19 protein-coding genes and 1 pseudogene are annotated in these 17,737 nt (G+C 50.0%); 8 read left to right on the forward strand and 12 right to left on the reverse strand.

Annotated elements, in window-relative coordinates:
* Nucleotides 1-5: 5 nt before the first annotated feature.
* The 10 genes from ycjR to pspA form a co-directional block, all read right to left on the reverse strand.
* On the reverse strand, nt 6-794 hold the full coding sequence (gene ycjR / locus OGV89_RS05355) for a 3-dehydro-D-guloside 4-epimerase (RefSeq protein ID WP_044710889.1): 789 nt from the start codon (nt 792-794) through the stop codon (nt 6-8).
* Between the two features lie 16 nt (nt 795-810).
* Nucleotides 811-1,863 carry a D-guloside 3-dehydrogenase gene (ycjQ, locus tag OGV89_RS05360; protein ID WP_139935452.1) on the reverse strand — a complete coding sequence of 351 codons (1,053 nt, stop codon included), beginning with the start codon at nt 1,861-1,863 and terminating at the stop codon, nt 811-813.
* A 27-nt stretch (nt 1,864-1,890) separates the two neighbouring features.
* Entirely contained in the window at nt 1,891-2,733 is an 843-nt protein-coding gene (locus OGV89_RS05365; protein WP_003020474.1) for a carbohydrate ABC transporter permease, read from the reverse strand.
* On the reverse strand, nt 2,720-3,601 hold the full coding sequence (locus OGV89_RS05370; RefSeq protein WP_003840754.1) for a carbohydrate ABC transporter permease: 882 nt from the start codon (nt 3,599-3,601) through the stop codon (nt 2,720-2,722). Before OGV89_RS05370 ends, OGV89_RS05365 begins: the two co-directional genes overlap by 14 nt.
* Nucleotides 3,602-3,621: 20 nt before the next feature.
* The gene (locus OGV89_RS05375; RefSeq protein ID WP_286558255.1) at nt 3,622-4,914 is read right to left on the reverse strand and encodes an ABC transporter substrate-binding protein; all 1,293 of its coding nucleotides are present in this window, start codon (nt 4,912-4,914) and stop codon (nt 3,622-3,624) included.
* A 16-nt stretch (nt 4,915-4,930) separates the two neighbouring features.
* Complete coding sequence (locus tag OGV89_RS05380; RefSeq protein WP_106902105.1) at nt 4,931-6,637, reverse strand: sugar phosphorylase; 1,707 nt, start codon at nt 6,635-6,637, stop codon at nt 4,931-4,933.
* Nucleotides 6,638-6,801: 164 nt separating this feature from the next.
* A complete protein-coding gene (pspD, locus tag OGV89_RS05385) occupies nt 6,802-7,032 on the reverse strand; it encodes a phage shock protein PspD (protein ID WP_003020493.1) in 231 nt (76 codons plus the stop codon).
* A gap of 8 nt (nt 7,033-7,040) precedes the next feature.
* On the reverse strand, nt 7,041-7,400 hold the full coding sequence (pspC, locus tag OGV89_RS05390; RefSeq protein ID WP_003020497.1) for an envelope stress response membrane protein PspC: 360 nt from the start codon (nt 7,398-7,400) through the stop codon (nt 7,041-7,043).
* Nucleotides 7,400-7,624: an envelope stress response membrane protein PspB gene (gene pspB, locus OGV89_RS05395; RefSeq protein WP_003843975.1), complete on the reverse strand. Its 225-nt coding sequence runs from the start codon at nt 7,622-7,624 to the stop codon at nt 7,400-7,402. The genes pspC and pspB overlap by 1 nt, the downstream gene beginning before the upstream one ends.
* A gap of 54 nt (nt 7,625-7,678) precedes the next feature.
* Nucleotides 7,679-8,347, reverse strand: coding sequence for a phage shock protein PspA (gene pspA / locus OGV89_RS05400; RefSeq protein ID WP_003020532.1), 669 nt, complete (start codon nt 8,345-8,347; stop codon nt 7,679-7,681).
* A gap of 155 nt (nt 8,348-8,502) precedes the next feature.
* Here pspA and pspF point away from each other — a divergent pair, with 155 nt between their 5' ends.
* Nucleotides 8,503-9,492 (forward strand): phage shock protein operon transcriptional activator, encoded by a 990-nt coding sequence (gene pspF, locus OGV89_RS05405; protein ID WP_161799276.1) that lies wholly within the window; start codon nt 8,503-8,505, stop codon nt 9,490-9,492.
* Between the two features lie 44 nt (nt 9,493-9,536).
* Nucleotides 9,537-9,824 (forward strand): annotated as a pseudogene (locus tag OGV89_RS05410) (pentapeptide repeat-containing protein); the annotation flags it as partial.
* Between the two features lie 8 nt (nt 9,825-9,832).
* On the opposite strand, the gene OGV89_RS05415 reads toward OGV89_RS05410, so the two are convergent.
* On the reverse strand, nt 9,833-10,156 hold the full coding sequence (locus OGV89_RS05415) for a hypothetical protein (protein ID WP_003840736.1): 324 nt from the start codon (nt 10,154-10,156) through the stop codon (nt 9,833-9,835).
* 311 nt (nt 10,157-10,467) lie between these two features.
* Here OGV89_RS05415 and sapA point away from each other — a divergent pair, with 311 nt between their 5' ends.
* Genes sapA through sapF form a run of 5 tightly spaced genes read left to right on the forward strand, consistent with a single transcriptional unit; the run spans nt 10,468 to nt 15,750 of the window.
* Nucleotides 10,468-12,111 carry an ABC transporter substrate-binding protein SapA gene (sapA, locus tag OGV89_RS05420; protein WP_003840735.1) on the forward strand — a complete coding sequence of 548 codons (1,644 nt, stop codon included), beginning with the start codon at nt 10,468-10,470 and terminating at the stop codon, nt 12,109-12,111.
* Nucleotides 12,108-13,073, forward strand: coding sequence for a peptide ABC transporter permease SapB (gene sapB, locus OGV89_RS05425; RefSeq protein ID WP_003020545.1), 966 nt, complete (start codon nt 12,108-12,110; stop codon nt 13,071-13,073). Before sapA ends, sapB begins: the two co-directional genes overlap by 4 nt.
* Entirely contained in the window at nt 13,060-13,950 is an 891-nt protein-coding gene (gene sapC, locus OGV89_RS05430) for a peptide ABC transporter permease SapC (protein WP_003020550.1), read from the forward strand. Before sapB ends, sapC begins: the two co-directional genes overlap by 14 nt.
* Nucleotides 13,950-14,942: a peptide ABC transporter ATP-binding protein SapD gene (sapD, locus tag OGV89_RS05435; protein ID WP_003020556.1), complete on the forward strand. Its 993-nt coding sequence runs from the start codon at nt 13,950-13,952 to the stop codon at nt 14,940-14,942. Before sapC ends, sapD begins: the two co-directional genes overlap by 1 nt.
* Before the next feature lies 1 nt (nt 14,943).
* Entirely contained in the window at nt 14,944-15,750 is an 807-nt protein-coding gene (sapF, locus tag OGV89_RS05440) for a peptide ABC transporter ATP-binding protein SapF (protein WP_003020558.1), read from the forward strand.
* A 37-nt stretch (nt 15,751-15,787) separates the two neighbouring features.
* On the opposite strand, the gene OGV89_RS05445 is transcribed toward sapF, so the two are convergent.
* Complete coding sequence (locus OGV89_RS05445; RefSeq protein ID WP_048217504.1) at nt 15,788-16,477, reverse strand: EAL domain-containing protein; 690 nt, start codon at nt 16,475-16,477, stop codon at nt 15,788-15,790.
* 442 nt (nt 16,478-16,919) lie between these two features.
* Here OGV89_RS05445 and fabI point away from each other — a divergent pair, with 442 nt between their 5' ends.
* Complete coding sequence (gene fabI, locus OGV89_RS05450; RefSeq protein WP_003020565.1) at nt 16,920-17,708, forward strand: enoyl-ACP reductase FabI; 789 nt, start codon at nt 16,920-16,922, stop codon at nt 17,706-17,708.
* Nucleotides 17,709-17,737: the final 29 nt, after the last annotated feature.

The following is a 17,737-nucleotide window of genomic DNA, read 5'->3' on the forward strand; positions in this document are numbered from 1 at the left end:
TCCTCTTAGCAAGTACGCAGCCAGGCCAGTGACTGACGATACGCTTCCGGCAGATTCTCTGCTCGTACGCGCCCTTCGTACACAACGTAGCCCTGATAATTATCTTCACGTAACTGGTCAAACAGTGCAGCGAAATCCAGCGTACCGCTTCCCGGCTGATAACGATGGTTATCCGCAATATGGACGTGACCCAGCAGATCGCGATTGTCGTGCAGCGCCTGTGCCATATCGTCTTCTTCGATATTCATATGGTAAAAATCACCAATGATTTGCACATGCTTTAGATTATTTTCCACGATATAGCGACGGGCATCCGCCAGGGTGTTGATCATATGATCCTGATAGCGGTTGAGCGGTTCCAGATACACCACCGTACCCGTACGCTGGGCAACTTTATCAAGATAAATCAATGAATCACTGATAGCTTTACGATCGCCTTCCTGGCTACGCGGAGAGGTCATCGGCGGTAGGCGGAAGGTAAACATGCCCCATGCAGCAGGTACAATAATGCCTTGTCCGCCAACTTCGGCCAGCGCTTCGAGAATGCGGGTAATCTGCCGCAACCCGTTTAAACGACGCTCTTCGATAAAATCACCGATCCAACCGTCATATCCTCCACAGGCAGTGGTAACAGGCAAACCTGTTTCTTTGATCGCCGCTTTTACTTCATCAAGGTTATTGACCAGCAACTTACCGTCAATTTCAAAACCGTCGAATCCCATCTCTTTGATGTAACGGAATTTCTCGAGAATATTTTCCGGGAAAAAAGCCTGATTCTGTGTTCCAATTTTCATCTTCTGCATTCCTTAATTAAAACGCCACACCCATTTTGATGCTCTTTTCCGGATGGCGATCGACATACTGCATATAGCTTTCCGGGCTGCTGGCGAAAGTCACTACCGGGTCGATCAGTTCTTCACAGTTCAGGTAACCGTTCATCAACAGTTCCCAGCAGGTCTCCTCAATACGCTTGCGGCTCCAGCGCGGATAATCTGGATTCGGTTCACTGCAGGCGCGAGAGAAGACAATTTTGGCGTTGTTGAAGTGCGCTTCACGCCCCAGGTTGAAACCTTCAGCAAAAGGTTTCGCGAAAGCGACATAGGAAATGGTTCCACCATAGGCCAGACCGCGTAACGCCGACTGCAGCGCATCTGCATAGCCACTGGTTTCGATGATCACATCTGCGCCCTGCTTACCGGTCAGCTTCTTAATTTCCATGCCTACATCGGTGCCAATCGGATTCAGACAGAAATCCGCGCCATGGCGACGCGCGATATCGCAGCGATGGGCAATCGGATCCACGCCGATGACCACTGAGGCTCCCGCTTTCTTAGCCAGTTGCACGGCAATCTGGCCAATTGCGCCTAAGCCCACGACGACCACAAAGTCACCGACGCGCACATTGGCGTCGCGCACACCGCTCATGGCGAACTGTGCCGGGTCATAGCACACGGCATTTTTCCACGAACTGCCTTCAGGCATTTTGCGCAGTTTGTAGTTGTTCACCGCATTAAAAATAACCGTTTCAGCCAGAGGACCGTAGCCGCAAACTGAATCGCCAACGGCGTATTCGGTCACATCGCTGCCACACTCAATAACATCGCCCACCACCATATTGCCAAGCTGGAATTTACCGAATTCGATCCCGCGTGGTGCCCCTTCCGGACGCGGCATAAACATTTGCCATTCACCGTTAAAATCTTCGTCAATAAACGGGCTGACAGCACGAAAATCGACCACTTCTGTGCCATGTTTCGGCGCGCCAAATTTAACGCGAACTTTAACTTCATTGGCGGATACCGCTTTGTCTTCATATTCCACCAGCGCTGCAACGCGCGGTTCTATGGCAACTAACTTCTTCATTTACAACTCCTTAATTAAACTGGCCGCTTAGCCTTTCACGCCGCCAGCGGTCAAACCACTTTTAATAAAACGTTCGGAAAGCGCATACATAATGACCACCGGCAATGCAGTGACTAACGATGCAGCCATCATGCGTCCCCAGATATAGTCAGGTGTACTGAACAGCGCGTTCAGACCGACCGGTAAGGTAAAATTGCTGGCGCTGGAAAGGAAAATCGAAGCAAACAGATAGTCATTCCACGCCACCATAAAGCAGTACACAAAGACCGAAACCAGACCAGACATTGCCAACGGCACGGTAATACGAAAGATGATCTGCAGACGGTTCAACCCATCCATCATCGCGGCTTCTTCGATCTCATCCGGAATGGTGTCGAAATAGCTTTTCAACATGAACACTGCGGTCGGCAGCGTCTGGGTGACCATAGTGATAATCAACGCCATTTCGGTGTCGTAGATGCCGAGTGCCGTAATGATCTTGAATAACGGCACCACCAGCAGGATCCCCGAAAACATGTACACCGTGTAAAAACTGGCATTGATGGTCATTCGTCCCTTAAAACGCAGGCGGGAAAGCGCATACGCCCCGAGCACGCCCAGAAATACCGCCACCACCGAAGAAGTCACCGATACCACCAGGCTATTACGGAAGTAGTCAACAAACGGGAAAATCATCGGGTTGAAGATGTCGATGTAATGTTCCAGCGTCCATTGCTGCGGTAACAGCGTCGGATGCAGCGAAATCGCCTCTTTTGCGCTTTTAAATGAGGTCATCAGCATCACAAAAAATGGAAATAACGTGATGCCCAGGAAGACAATTAATCCACAGTAAAAGCCAATGCGGCCCAGCGTGCGCTTATTTGTTGCCATTGAGGTTCACCCGTTTTCTGGTCAGCAGGATAACAGCGAAAATGATGACGAAGAGGACAACAGAAATCGCGGCTGCTTTACCTAAGTCATTAAATGCAAACGCTGTTTTATAGAGATAGACCCCGAGAATATCGACTTTAGTGGTCAGCAGATAAACATCGGCGAACATATAAAACATCCAGATCGTACGCAGCGTGACTACGGTCGCCAGTACCGGCATGATCGCTGGCAGCGTGACGATGCGAAACCGTTGCCAGGCGTTCGCGCCATCCATTTCTGCCGCCTCATACAACGATTTATCAATAGTCTGTAAAATCGCCAGAAACGAGATAAAGGCATACGGGAAGTAGCGCCAGATGGCGAACAACACGACCAGCGCGAAGCTGCTACCGGGATTGTCGAACCACAGCGGAGCCTGATCGTAGAGATGCAACAGATCCACGCCGAGGTAGTTCACAATGCCGTAGCCGTTGTTGAACATGTATTTCCAGGCAAACACCAGCGAAATTGATGGCGTTACGTAAGAGAGGATGACCAGTGAGCGCGCAGTTTTCCGCAGACGAAACTCACGGTTAAAAAACATCGCCACTCCCAGCCCCAGCACCGTGCTCCCTGCCACAACCAGCGCGGTATACCAGACCGTCATCCACAGCGAATGCCAGAATCCGGGATCGGATAAGATACGGATATAGTTGCTCAGCCCGACAAACGTAGACTCAATTTGCGGATTAAGCGGCAAACGCATAAAGCTGATTTCGATGTTAGATATCATTGGCCACGCCACTAAACCGCCCAATAACAGCAAGCTGGGCGCCAGCAGCAGCATGGCAAATGGCATATCAGATCGACCTGAAAAGAACTTATTCATCACGGCTTTCCATTTCCCCATTAGCGCTGTTCAACGAGGTCATCCAGTTTTGTCTGGCTTGCCTTGATGGTCGATGAAAGGTCAGCTTTTCCTACCGTGACGTTGTGCACCATGGTACTCACGATGCCGGAGCCGGTTACGTCGCCCATGCGGGTAAAGTTCTTATCACCGACGGCACCAAAGACCTGAATATTTGGCAGTTCGGCAATCAGTTGATCGGGTAATTCACCCAGCGCTTTGATAACAGCGTTATCTTTCCACGTCGAAGTATTCACCACCGCTTTGTTGACCGGCAGCGCCGCCCCTGGCGACATCATGACCCAGTCCGCAATGTTGTCGGCCTGCTCCATAAAGGTGACAAATTTCTCTGCCGCTTCTGTTTCTTCGGTTTTTTGACCTGCGGTAATGGTCAGCGACGTCAGCATGCCGTAAACAGCGGAATTTTTTTCCATCGGCACCATAAAGCCAACATTTTTAGGATCGCCCTCTTTGATCACCGCCGGGAGGATATAGGTGGAATAAATCGCCATTGGCGCCGTGCCGTTCATGAAAGCATCTTTGACTTCCATGATGTCGTTCGAACCAGGCATAGTGTTCATGGCAAGTTGGCGGTAATACTGCAACGCCTGCGCCATTTCAGGTGTGTCGAGCGTAATCTTTCCCTGCGCATCAAAAACGTTGGCCTGGTTAGAGAGCGCAAACTGGGAGAATGACTGTTCGGTCAAAACGCTTTCTGCCGTCGGCAGCGCAATGCCGTATTTCTTACTGCCAGGATTGTTGAGCTTCTGCGCCACGTTTAGCAATTGCTGCCAGTCTTTTGGCTCTTCCAGTCCGGCTTTTGCCAGCACATCTTTGCGGTACCAGATCCCGCCAATCCAGGCGCTGACCGGAACCCCGGTCCATGCACTACCGTCTTCAGTGCGTACAATACGCAGGACACCATCATAAAAAGTTCCCTCACCTACACCGTTGATGACCTGCGCTACCGCTTTACGGTCGATGAGGGATTCTTTATCCATAACTTTCGCGTAGTCATGGCTGGTTTCAATGACTTCAGGTAGTGAACCGCTGCGCGCCAGGGTGATGACCTTGGTGTTGTAAGCATCTTCTTCCACAGGAACCTGTTTGACGCTGATGCCCGGGTTTTCTTTTTCAAAACGCTCAATCAGTTTTGCAATGACCGCCTGCCGCTCCTGCTCAACAGAAGAGTGCATAAATTCAATCGCGACAGAGGACTTTTTATCATCCTTACACCCGGAAACCAGGGCGCAGGAAACCAGTGCTGAAATCAGCACAATTTTAGCTTTAAGCATGAAATGTTCCTTTTTATTACTTAACCCACATGACCTGCCAGGCGTACAACGTTAATTCCTTACCGGAAATAGTTTTACCGCCAATCAAATCAACTCCATTTTCTATATCAATACGAATGGTTTGAGTATGACCGCTGACATTAAATAACCCGGTAATTTCCTCACCTGTTTCCGCAGTACGTTTAATTTGCATTACGGCTGGTGTAATACTGTTAATTTGAAAATCACTATCAGGATGAAATGCTTTATTATTACGACGTATTACAATTAGTCGGGATAACTCATGATAAATAGCGTGACGCAAACTGGTTTCATCTGCCAGCTCCGCTTCTATTTGTCCCACCTGATATTTTTTGCGGTTGATCGCGCGGTTATAACCGAACGTCTCAACACCTTTATAATCATTGCGTGATCCAAGTATGCTTTGAATGTAAACCGCCGGCACGCCTGGAAAACTCAGCAAAATGGCATGTGCGAGAATAAAGCGAGAAAACCGTTCGGCATCGCTACAATTACCAGGGGTTAGCGCATCCATATATGTCACGTTAATTTCATACGGGCTGCGACTGCCATCAGGATTATTTTTCCAGTTAACCAGCGCACCTTCCTGTTGTAGTTCTGTCACCAGCCGCATGATCTCGTCTTCAGGCAACAAACCGCGTAATGGGTTGAGACCAATGCCATCATGTGATGCGAGAAAATTAAACCAGGTTGTCTCACCAGACGGCAGCTCCAGTGATTGCGCCCACTGGCACAATATCGACGTGTCCTGGCGTTGTACCGCATGCAGCACCAGCGGCGGCAGCGAGAACTGGTACACCATATGCGCTTCATCATGGCCATTACCGTAGTAGGACACGTTATCCTTATGCGGGACGTTGGTTTCGGTAATAATCGCCGTACCAGGCGCCGCGCAGTCCGCAATAGCGCGGAATAGTTTGATAAGCTGATGCGTTTTTTCCAGATGAATACAGCTCGTTCCAGGCTCTTTCCACATAAAGCCAACCGCATCCAGGCGAACATAATCTGCGCCCTGCTCAAGATAGCTCAGCAGCACATCGACCATCGCCAGTAACACCACCGGGTTGGCATAGTTGAGATCGATCTGGTCATCGCTGAACGTCGTCCATAAATGGCGCACGGTGTTATCTTTTAGCGTAAATGGTGTCAGTAACGGTAATGCGCGTGGACGTGTGACGTTGCTCAGGTCCGTATCAGGATCCATTGCAATAAAGAAATTTTCATAACCGTCAAGCTGTTGCAAATAATTATTAAACCACTCGCTTTTAGCTGACATATGGTTACAAACAAAATCAAACATCAGTCGACTGGACTCACCTAATTCCTTAATATCATTCCAGTCACCGGTTTCTTCGGCAACCTGATGGTAATTAATCACGGAAAAACCATCATCCGATGACCACGGATAAAATGGCAGAAGATGCACATGAGAAAATGTCGACTTAAACCATTCATTATAAAACTGATTAAACGTCGGCAACGGTTTTTTACCAACCCCGTGGAATTGATCGGCGTAGGTAATAAGCACCACATCGCCCTCATCCCAATGCGCTTTACGGATTTTTTTAATTAATCCCTGTGATTTCTCTAAACGTGCAAACAGCGCTTCATAGTGGCATGAAGTAAATGTATGACCATAAACTTCTGTCAGGCATTTTTGGATTTTTTGGTTCACCTTCGATTCTCGTGGTAGCGGTCCCATGAGCCAAGAGACTACTCTGCGTAAAATAAGCTGTCAATTAGCTGAGGTGGTCTGAAGGGGGGTAAAAAAAGAATTTTGGCAGCCAAAAAATCGTATTTGTGAGCTGCCGCAAATTAACTGAGGGAATGTTGATTAATTGTTGCTTGCTTTTACTGATTCAAATATCAGGTTCGATTACCGGAATATCGTTTCGACAATTTTGCCGCTGCCCGACTCAACACCGGTTCCAGAACCAACGCCAGCAGCATTTTTAGCGGGCGTCGGGCGACGGATTTCACCGCCCACCCTGCTACCCCCGCCGGGCCGTAGCGAAGCGCCGTTAAAAGCACCAGCTTACCTGCTATTTTAAAGCCCGGCTTAACCCTTTGCCCGGCACGTTGCCAGCGATTGTTCATTTCTAACCTCACAATTGGCGGAAACGACTACGTAAGGAAAAAGTATCGGACGTCACATAACGTTCCATTTCACGCAAACGCTTTTCACTAGCCGCCAGCTCGCGATCGACAGCATCCAACAGTTCACCGCTTGATGGCTGCTGCTCGCCGGAAACCACATTATCCGGCATCGGATCCAATACAAACGTCAGCACGATGTAAGCGACGAAGGTGAAAAAGGCCAGACCAAAAAAGACTGACAGCACCACCAGGATCCGTACCAGCTTCACAGGCACATCGAGATAATGCGCAATACCCGCACAAACCCCCTTAACCATGCCCTGCTGCGGAATACGCCACAGTTTTTTGTTCAGATTAACGCCTCCCATTAGCGGTCCCTCCAGTTTGGATGTTCAGCATCAAGGATGTCTTCCAGCGCCTGAATGCGCTCACGCATCCGCTGTGCGTCATCCTTGAGTTCGACCAGACGTTGCTGTTCACTTTGCGACAGTTCGCCACGACTGGAACGGTTGCTGTAATGCAGCCAGAGCCAAATCGGTAAAACAAACAGCACAAAGATGGTTAACGGGATAGCCAGAAATAGCGCGCTCATGAGTACTCCTTACAGGTGATGAGCGGCGGCGCGTTCGGGCGCCGCCAGATGTTATTATTGCTTGTCTTGCTGCATTTTGGCTTTAAGTTGCGCCAGCTGCTCGCTGATTTCATCATCTGCTTTCAGGTCAGCAAATTGCTGATCCAGGGACTTCTGTTTACCGAAATTATGGCTTTCAGCCTCAGCTTCCATCTGATCGATACGACGCTCGAAAGATTCAAAGCGCGCCATCGCTTCATCAAGTTTACCGCTGTCCAGCTGACGACGAACATCACGTGAAGAACTCGCTGCCTGATGACGTAGCATCAGCGCCTGCTGACGAGCACGGGTTTCACTGAGTTTATTTTCCAGCTCACCAATCTCTTTTTTCATACGCGCCAGCGTATCGTCAACCAGCGTGACTTCATGCTCCAGAGAGGCAATCAGGTCAGTCAATTTCTGTTTTTCGATTAACGCAGAACGCGCCAAATCTTCTTTCTCTTTGCGCAGCGCCAGCTCAGCTTTTTCTTGCCACTCTGCCTGTTGCGCGCTGGCCTGTTCGATACGACGAGATAATTGTTTCTTTTCTGCCAGAGCGCGTGCGGAGTTTGAACGCACCTCAACCAGCGTATCTTCCATTTCCTGGATCATTAACCGCACCAGCTTCTGCGGATCTTCAGCCTTTTCCAGCAACGCATTAATGTTGGCGTTCACGATGTCGGCAAAACGAGAAAAAATACCCATAATGTAATCCTCACTTACTGTTCTGATATCGGGCTATGCCCTGCTGATTTCGTAATGCACTTGGCGTGCCAACTTTTTATCTAATTGATTTTAATAATTATATCTAATTTTACCTGGCGAGAGAATTAGGGTAAATTGGTGAATAACACTAACAAATGGTGAATTTCATCATGGCAGGATACAAAGATAATCTTCTGGGTGAAGCAAACAGCTTTATTGAAGTGCTGGAGCAGGTTTCTCATCTGGCGCCGCTGGATAAGCCTGTCCTGGTTATCGGTGAGCGAGGTACTGGGAAAGAGCTTATTGCCAACCGCCTGCACTATCTCTCCACCCGTTGGCAAGGCCCGTTTATTTCGCTTAACTGCGCAGCGCTCAACGAGAACTTGCTTGATTCCGAACTGTTTGGTCACGAAGCAGGTGCCTTTACCGGCGCTCAAAAACGCCATCCTGGACGTTTCGAACGCGCCGACGGCGGTACGCTGTTTCTCGATGAACTGGCAACCGCCCCGATGTTGGTGCAGGAAAAATTGCTGCGCGTTATTGAATATGGAGAGCTGGAACGTGTTGGCGGCAGCCAGCCGTTGCAAGTTAACGTACGACTTGTTTGTGCAACCAATGCCGACTTACCTCGCATGGTCAACGAAGGCACTTTTCGCGCGGACCTGCTGGATCGTCTGGCCTTTGACGTAGTGCAACTCCCACCGTTACGCGAACGCCAAAGCGACATAATGTTAATGGCCGAGCATTTTGCCATTCAGATGTGCCGCGAGATCGGGTTACCACTGTTTCCAGGGTTTAGTGCCGAAGCCAGAGAAACGCTCCTCCACTACCGTTGGCCGGGTAATATTCGTGAACTGAAAAACGTCGTGGAGCGATCCGTTTATCGACATGGGACCAGTGATTACCCGCTGGATGAGATAATCATTGATCCCTTCCGCCGTCATGTCGTGGAATCTCAGGTGCAGGAAGCAAAACCAACATCTGTAGCATTACCGCTGGATCTTCGTGAATTCCAGCAGCAACAAGAGAAAGACTTTCTACAAACCAGCTTACTGCTGGCTAAATTTAACCAGAAAAAAGCCGCTGAATTACTGGGTCTCACTTATCATCAGCTACGAGCCTTGCTGAAGAAGCACCAGATCTAGCACGCATTTGCAAGTGTCATACTGGCGGGTTTGACGCATAACCTCATCTAAGCTACGCCAATTTTTCGAAAGTCGTGTTGGAAAAGTGTGAGCTGCGGGAGAACCGCTGGATGGGGACTCAGGTACTGGGTGCGACATTCAGTGGCTCAGATCTCTCCGGCGGCAAGTTTTCTACTTTCGACTGGCAAGCAGCAAACTTCGCACATTGCGATCTGACCAATTCGGAGTTAGGTGACTTAGATATTCGGGGTGTTGATTTACAAGGCGTTAAGTTAGACAACTACCAGGCATCGTTGCTCATGGAGCTACTTGGTATCGCTGTGATTGGTTAGCCCAGCGTTTACACCGGGAGATGCGTTTGACGATTTACTTTTAACCAGTACGACTCCTGGCAAGCATTGTGAAACGTTTTCTCCAGTGGACGAATATCCTGACCTGCCGCATCAACGACATGCCATCTAATGCTGCATTCTGGACAGGCATTTGATGAATATTTAACCAATTCATTTTCGCGAGAACAACGAATAACCACTCCCGAATCATGAAGCCATGTCTTATTTATAATCTCAACTTCAGCCATGTCATCCCGTTTACTGACATCCTCAATACAAATAACATTTTTGCCTATTTTTATAGCATTGACATAATCCGCTAAGTTGCTCATTTATTAAATATTCCCGTTGATTCGTACACTAACGCATTGTAATCGCTTACGCATTTTGTCACAGCGAGGAAACCGTAACAAATTACGCCAACTGTCCACATCCTGCACCGCGTTTATAGCAAGTCAGATGGGGCATGAAAATGCTAAGATAGTTAACAGAGTAGATTCAAAGTGGATAGCAGGTATGAATTTTGACCATGACGCGGTGTTGAACTCGCGCTTATCGAACCTGTTGCTCCCAAAAACAAACGGTAATGGCAAATGTCATTAAGTATTAGTAAGATAGCCTCTTTATATAATCCATTAAAATTATGCGCCTGGTTTTATCATCTCTGATCGTGATGGCTGGATTTCTGAGTGGTCAGGCTGCTGCTGCGCCTGAGCAAGCTTCGCACGCTGATATCCGTGACAGTGGGTTTGTCTATTGCGTCAGCGGGCAGGTCAATACGTTCAACCCGCAAAAAACGAGCAGTGGTCTCATCGTCGACACGTTAGCGGCCCAATTGTATGACCGACTGCTTGATGTAGATCCCTACACCTATCGACTGGTGCCTGAGCTGGCTGAAAGCTGGGAGGTGCTGGATAACGGCGCAACCTACCGCTTCCATCTGCGTCGTGACGTACAGTTTCAAAAGACCGCCTGGTTCACTCCCACCCGCAAACTGAATGCAGACGATGTGGTGTTTACCTTCGAGCGCATCTTTGATCGCCACCATCCATGGCACAATGTGAACGGCAGCAATTTCCCCTACTTCGACAGCCTGCAGTTCGCCGATAACGTCCAAAGTGTGCGCAAACTGGACAACAACACCGTTGAATTCCGCTTAACTCAACCTGATGCCTCCTTTATGTGGCATCTTGCCACACACTATGCCTCCGTAATGTCGGCGGAATATGCGGCTAACCTGGCAAAACAGGATCGTCAGGAACTGCTCGACAGACAACCTGTCGGCACAGGACCGTACCAACTTTCGGAGAATCGTGCCGGCCAATATATTCGGTTGCAGCGGCATGAAAAATTCTGGCGTGGTACTCCTCTGATGCCGCAGGTGGTAGTGGACCTCGGTTCTGGCGGAACCGGACGGTTATCAAAGTTACTGACCGGCGAATGTGACGTTTTAGCCTGGCCTGCCGCCAGCCAGCTCAGCATATTGCGTGATGACCCTCGCCTGCGTCTGACGCTGCGCCCGGGGATGAACATTGCCTACCTGGCGTTCAACACCAATAAACCGCCGTTGAATAACCCTGCCGTGCGGCATGCGCTGGCGCTAGCGATCAACAACCAACGGTTAATGCAGTCTATCTACTACGGGACGGCAGAAACCGCAGCATCTATTTTGCCTCGCGCCTCGTGGGCTTATGATAACGAAGCTAAAATTACAGAGTACAACCCGGCAAAATCGCGCGAGCAGCTAAAAGCGCTGGGGCTGGAGAATCTGACGTTACAACTTTGGGTTCCTACCAGCTCTCAGGCCTGGAACCCCAGTCCGCTGAAAACCGCAGAGCTGATTCAGGCAGATATGGCTCAGGTGGGTGTGAAAGTGAAGATCATCCCGGTAGAAGGCCGTTTTCAGGAGGCAAGATTAATGGATATGAACCATGATCTGACGTTATCCGGCTGGGCGACGGACAGTAACGATCCTGACAGTTTTTTCCGGCCGTTGCTCAGCTGTGCCGCCATCAATTCACAGACCAACTTTGCCCACTGGTGTAATCCGCAGTTTGACAGCATTCTGCGCAAAGCCCTCTCTTCGCAGCAGCTTTCATCGCGAATTGATGCCTATGACGAAGCGCAAAATATTCTTGCGCAAGAGTTACCGATCCTGCCGCTGGCCTCTTCACTGCGTCTACAGGCTTACCGCTACGACATCAAAGGGCTGGTGCTCAGTCCGTTCGGCAATTCCTCTTTTGCCGGGGTGTCCCGGGAAAAGAAAGATGAGGTGAAAAAACCATGATTATCTTCACCCTGCGTCGATTTTTGTTGCTGCTGGTCACCCTGTTCTTTCTGACCTTTATTGGATTCAGCCTGAGCTACTTCACACCTCATGCGCCGTTACAGGGCGCATCGTTGTGGAACGCTTGGGTATTCTGGTTCAATGGTCTCATTCACTGGGATTTCGGCGTATCCAGTATCAATGGTCAGTTGATCTCAGAACAGCTGAAAGAGGTGTTCCCGGCCACAATGGAACTGTGCATTCTTGCCTTTGGTTTTGCACTAATGGTCGGGATCCCCGTTGGTATGCTGGCAGGCATCACGCGCAACAAATGGCAGGATCGTTGCATCAGCGCATTGGCTCTGATGGGGTTTTCTATCCCCGTTTTTTGGCTGGCTCTGCTGCTGACATTGCTCTTCTCACTGACCCTCGGCTGGTTACCCGTTTCCGGGCGTTTTGATCTTCTCTACGAGGTGAAACCCGTTACCGGTTTTGCCATTATTGATGCGTGGATCTCCGACTCACCCTGGCGCGATGAAATGCTGGTCAGCGCTATCCGTCATATGGTGCTCCCGGTGCTAACGCTCTCCGTTGCGCCCACCACCGAAGTCATCCGCCTGATGCGTATCAGCACCATTGAGGTCTTTGATCAGAACTACGTCAAAGCGGCGGCCACACGCGGTTTGTCACGCTTAACGATTCTGCGCCGTCACGTTCTGCACAACGCCCTGCCGCCGGTGATCCCGCGTCTGGGCTTACAGTTTTCCACCATGCTGACGCTGGCGATGATCACCGAGATGGTCTTTAGCTGGCCTGGTCTTGGCCGTTGGTTGATTAACGCGATTCGCCAGCAGGATTACGCGGCGATTTCAGCGGGCGTTATGGTGATTGGCTCACTGGTTATCATCGTCAACGTTATCTCTGATATTTTGGGTGCTATGGCTAACCCTCTGAAACATAAGGAATGGTATGCCTTACGATAGCGTCTATAGCGAAAAACGCCCGCCAGGTACGTTGCGCACCGCATGGCGCAATTTCTATGGTGATGCAACTGCGATGATCGGCCTGTACGGCTGCGCGGGATTGGCTGTTTTGTGTATTTTTGGTGGTTGGTTTGCCCCTTACGGCATCGATCAGCAATTTCTCGGCTATCAGCTTTTACCGCCGTCATGGTCACGCTATGGCGAAGTCTCTTTCTTCCTCGGAACTGACGATCTGGGACGAGACGTTTTAAGTCGTCTGCTCAGCGGCGCGGCCCCGACCGTTGGAGGCGCGTTTGTCGTCACTCTTGCCGCCACACTGTGTGGCCTTGTATTGGGCGTAGTTGCCGGTGCGACGCACGGCTTGCGCTCCGCAGTGCTGAACCACATTCTGGACACCCTGCTGTCGATCCCTTCTCTGCTGCTGGCGATTATTGTGGTGGCCTTTGCCGGACCGCATCTGACACACGCCATGTTTGCGGTCTGGCTGGCGTTGCTGCCGCGCATGGTGCGCTCCGTTTACAGCATGGTGCATGACGAGCTGGAGAAAGAATACGTCATTGCCGCTCGCCTGGATGGTGCAACCACACTGAATATTCTGTGGTTTGCCGTTCTGCCGAATATTACCGCCGGTCTGATTACTGAAATCACCCGCGCACTGTCGATGGCGATTCTGGATATCGCCGCGCTGGGTTTTCTCGACCTTGGCGCACAGCTGCCATCCCCGGAATGGGGGGCCATGCTCGGTGACGCGCTGGAGCTGATTTATGTCGCACCGTGGACGGTCATGCTGCCAGGCGCAGCGATTATGATAAGCGTGCTGCTGGTTAACCTACTGGGTGACGGCGTGCGCCGCGCAATTATTGCGGGGGTGGAATAATGCCATTACTGGATATCCGCAACCTGACGATTGAATTCAGAACCGGTGACGACTGGGTTAAGGCAGTTGATCGCGTCAGCATGACCCTCAACGAGGGTGAAATCCGCGGGCTGGTCGGCGAGTCGGGTTCCGGCAAAAGTCTGATCGCTAAGGCCATTTGCGGCGTCGCTAAAGATAACTGGCGCGTAACCGCAGACCGTATGCGTTTTGATGATATCGATCTGCTACGCCTTTCCGCGCGTGAACGACGCAAACTGGTCGGTCATAACGTCTCCATGATCTTTCAGGAGCCACAGTCATGTCTCGATCCGTCTGAGCGGATCGGACGGCAGCTAATGCAAAATATTCCTGCCTGGACTTACAAGGGCCGCTGGTGGCAGCGCATCGGCTGGCGCAAACGCCGTGCGATTGAACTCTTACACCGCGTCGGGATAAAAGACCATAAAGATGCCATGCGCAGCTTCCCATATGAGCTAACCGACGGCGAATGCCAGAAGGTCATGATCGCTATCGCATTGGCGAATCAGCCGCGTTTGCTGATTGCCGATGAACCGACGAACGCGATGGAGCCAACCACCCAGGCGCAAATTTTCCGTCTGCTAACCCGTCTGAATCAAAACAGCAATACCACCATTTTGTTGATAAGCCATGACCTGCAAATGCTCAGCCAGTGGGCTGACAAAATCAACGTGATGTACTGCGGACAAACGGTGGAAACCGCGCCAAGTAAAGATTTGGTGACCATTCCGCATCATCCTTATACTCAAGCGTTGATTCGCGCTATTCCTGATTTTGGTAGCGCAATGCCGCACAAAAGCCGCCTGAATACCATGCCAGGAGCAATTCCATTGCTGGAACAATTACCCATCGGCTGTCGTCTGGGGCCGCGCTGCCCTTATGCACAACGCGAATGTATTGAAACCCCAAGACTGACCGGAGCAAAGAATCATCTCTACGCCTGTCATTTCCCGCTGAACATGGAGAGAGAGTGAGATGGTAGAAACCCTGCTCGAAGTTCGTAATCTGAGCAAAACCTTTCGCTACCGGACAGGTTTATTTCGCCGCCAGACCGTGGAGGCCGTCAAGCCCCTGAGTTTCACCCTGCGCGAACGTCAGACGCTCGCCGTCATTGGTGAAAACGGTTCGGGGAAATCTACGCTGGCAAAAATGTTGGCGGGTATGATTGAACCTACCAGCGGTGAGCTGCTGATTGACGATCATCCGTTAAAATATGGTGATTATTCATTTCGTAGTCAGCGGATCCGTATGATTTTCCAGGATCCGTCAACATCGCTTAATCCTCGGCAACGTATCTCGCAGATCCTCGATTTTCCGCTACGTCTGAATACCGACCTCGAGCCTGAGCAGCGTCGTAAACAGATCGTGGAGACCATGCGTATGGTCGGACTGCTGCCCGATCACGTAAGCTATTACCCGCATATGTTAGCGCCGGGGCAAAAACAGCGTCTGGGCCTTGCCCGTGCGCTCATTTTACGACCCAAAGTCATTATCGCCGACGAAGCCCTGGCTTCTCTGGACATGTCGATGCGTTCGCAGCTCATCAATCTGATGCTGGAATTACAGGAAAAACAAGGGATTTCATATATCTATGTGACTCAGCATATTGGCATGATGAAGCACATCAGCGACCAGGTATTAGTCATGCATCAGGGCGAAGTTGTTGAGCGCGGCAGTACAGCGGACGTTCTGGCCTCCCCGTTGCATGAACTTACCCGTCGCCTGATTGCAGGTCATTTCGGCGAAGCGCTTACCGCCGACGCCTGGCGGAAAGATCGCTAACAAACGACTGCCCCCTCAACCGGGGGGCATTCTGCCATCAGTGACACAACGTAGGTAAGAGCAGCGTATCAACTTCGGTAAACGTGACTGACGGATAAAGGGCACCCTGCATTGCCCAGACACCTGCAGCACTGGCCTCGTCGACAAGTTGTGCTGTTTCGACTCCCTTCACTACAACACGGTCGCAATATTCCCTGATATTTTTGATCAGCACCGGGAACATCGGTTTTTCTACCTGTTCCAGGAAAAAACCGCGATCCAGTTTAACAACGTCAAAATGACCGCAAACCAGCGGGCTGGCCCCTACGCTGCCGGAGCCAAGATCGCCTAACCACAATGCGTTTGGGCCGTCGCGAAGTGAATTAATCAACAGACTATTCAGGCACACGGTATTCGTCAGAAAACGTTCTGAAAGTTCCAGTGCAATAAATGGTAGTGCCTGTAAGGCCGACTTGATGGCTGGATCACCAATCGCCAGCAGCGCCATTTCGTCAATGAGTTTCAGGGTACAAATAAGGCTGTTGCGCTCAAACCAGTCACGCTTTTCGGCAATTAATCGAATTTGCTCGAGCATGAAATTACGCTTTTGTTCGCTATCCCACGCTGAAATGATGAAATCTGGATGCAACGGTTGAACCGTATCTGAAGTAAACCGGGTGTTGATCTCTACGCCCAGTAATTTATCTGTTGTGTCTCTCATCGTTTCCGCGATGAAATGATAGTGCATAAGACCACTCCAATTGATCATAACGTCATGATAATGCACTTCTAATCACAATCAATCAATAATATCGATCAATGCGTCGATATTGATCGATAAAAACAATATATCATAACAAGCTGAATATTGTCATATTTTTTGTTTTAAGAAAGTTCCTACCTTGCTATGTTTATTAACATCAGCTAGCAATGAAATAATACCATTTCAATGCCTTTGAAACCTTGCATTTTCTCTGATTCACCGACGTTAAATGCCTGAACGAAGCATAACCGGAGGGGAATGATATACTCCCCACATGCAATGAAGTGACAGGTCACGTGAGGTTGATAACCATTCCTCAGGGAAAAGGCGTGGGATATAATTTCAGACCAATTTCGAGTGAGCTTAACGCGTCAATCATAATTCATTGATTGGTAAAAGATAAGTGTTAACAAAAAGGATTAAAGCCATGGGTTTTTTATCAGGTAAGCGTATTCTGGTGACAGGCCTTGCCAGTAAATTGTCTATCGCATGGGGAATCGCTCAGGCGATGCATCGCGAAGGTGCTGAACTGGCGTTCACCTACCAGAACGACAAGCTGAAAGGTCGTGTGGAAGAATTTGCAGCGCAATTAGGCTCCAACATTGTTTTGCAGTGTGATGTGGCTGAAGATGCCAGCATTGACGCCATGTTTGCTGAACTGAGCAAAACCTGGCCGAAATTCGACGGTTTCGTACACTCAATCGGCTTCGCACCTGCTGACCAACTGGATGGCGATTATGTGAATGCAGTTACCCGCGAAGGATTTAAAATTGCGCATGACATTAGCGCTTACAGCTTTGTTGCGATGGCAAAAGCATGTCGTTCCATGCTAAACCCTGGTTCTGCGCTACTGACGTTGTCCTATCTGGGCGCAGAGCGTGCAATCCCTAACTATAACGTCATGGGCCTGGCGAAAGCCTCCCTGGAAGCGAACGTCCGTTATATGGCTAATGCGATGGGACCTGAAGGCGTGCGTGTGAATGCCATTTCCGCAGGTCCAATCCGTACACTCGCCGCTTCTGGCATTAAAGATTTCCGTAAAATGCTGGCGCACTGTGAAGCGGTTACACCGATTCGCCGCACCGTTACCATTGAAGATGTGGGTAACTCCGCAGCATTTCTGTGCTCCGATCTCTCTGCCGGTATCTCTGGTGAAGTCGTACACGTTGACGGTGGCTTCAGCATCGCCGCAATGAACGAGCTGGAACTTAAATAATCCTAAGACCTCGATGGGCGGTCTTGCAC

Source organism: Citrobacter sp. Cf125 (assembly GCF_030333935.1).
Lineage (GTDB): Bacteria > Pseudomonadota > Gammaproteobacteria > Enterobacterales > Enterobacteriaceae > Citrobacter > Citrobacter freundii.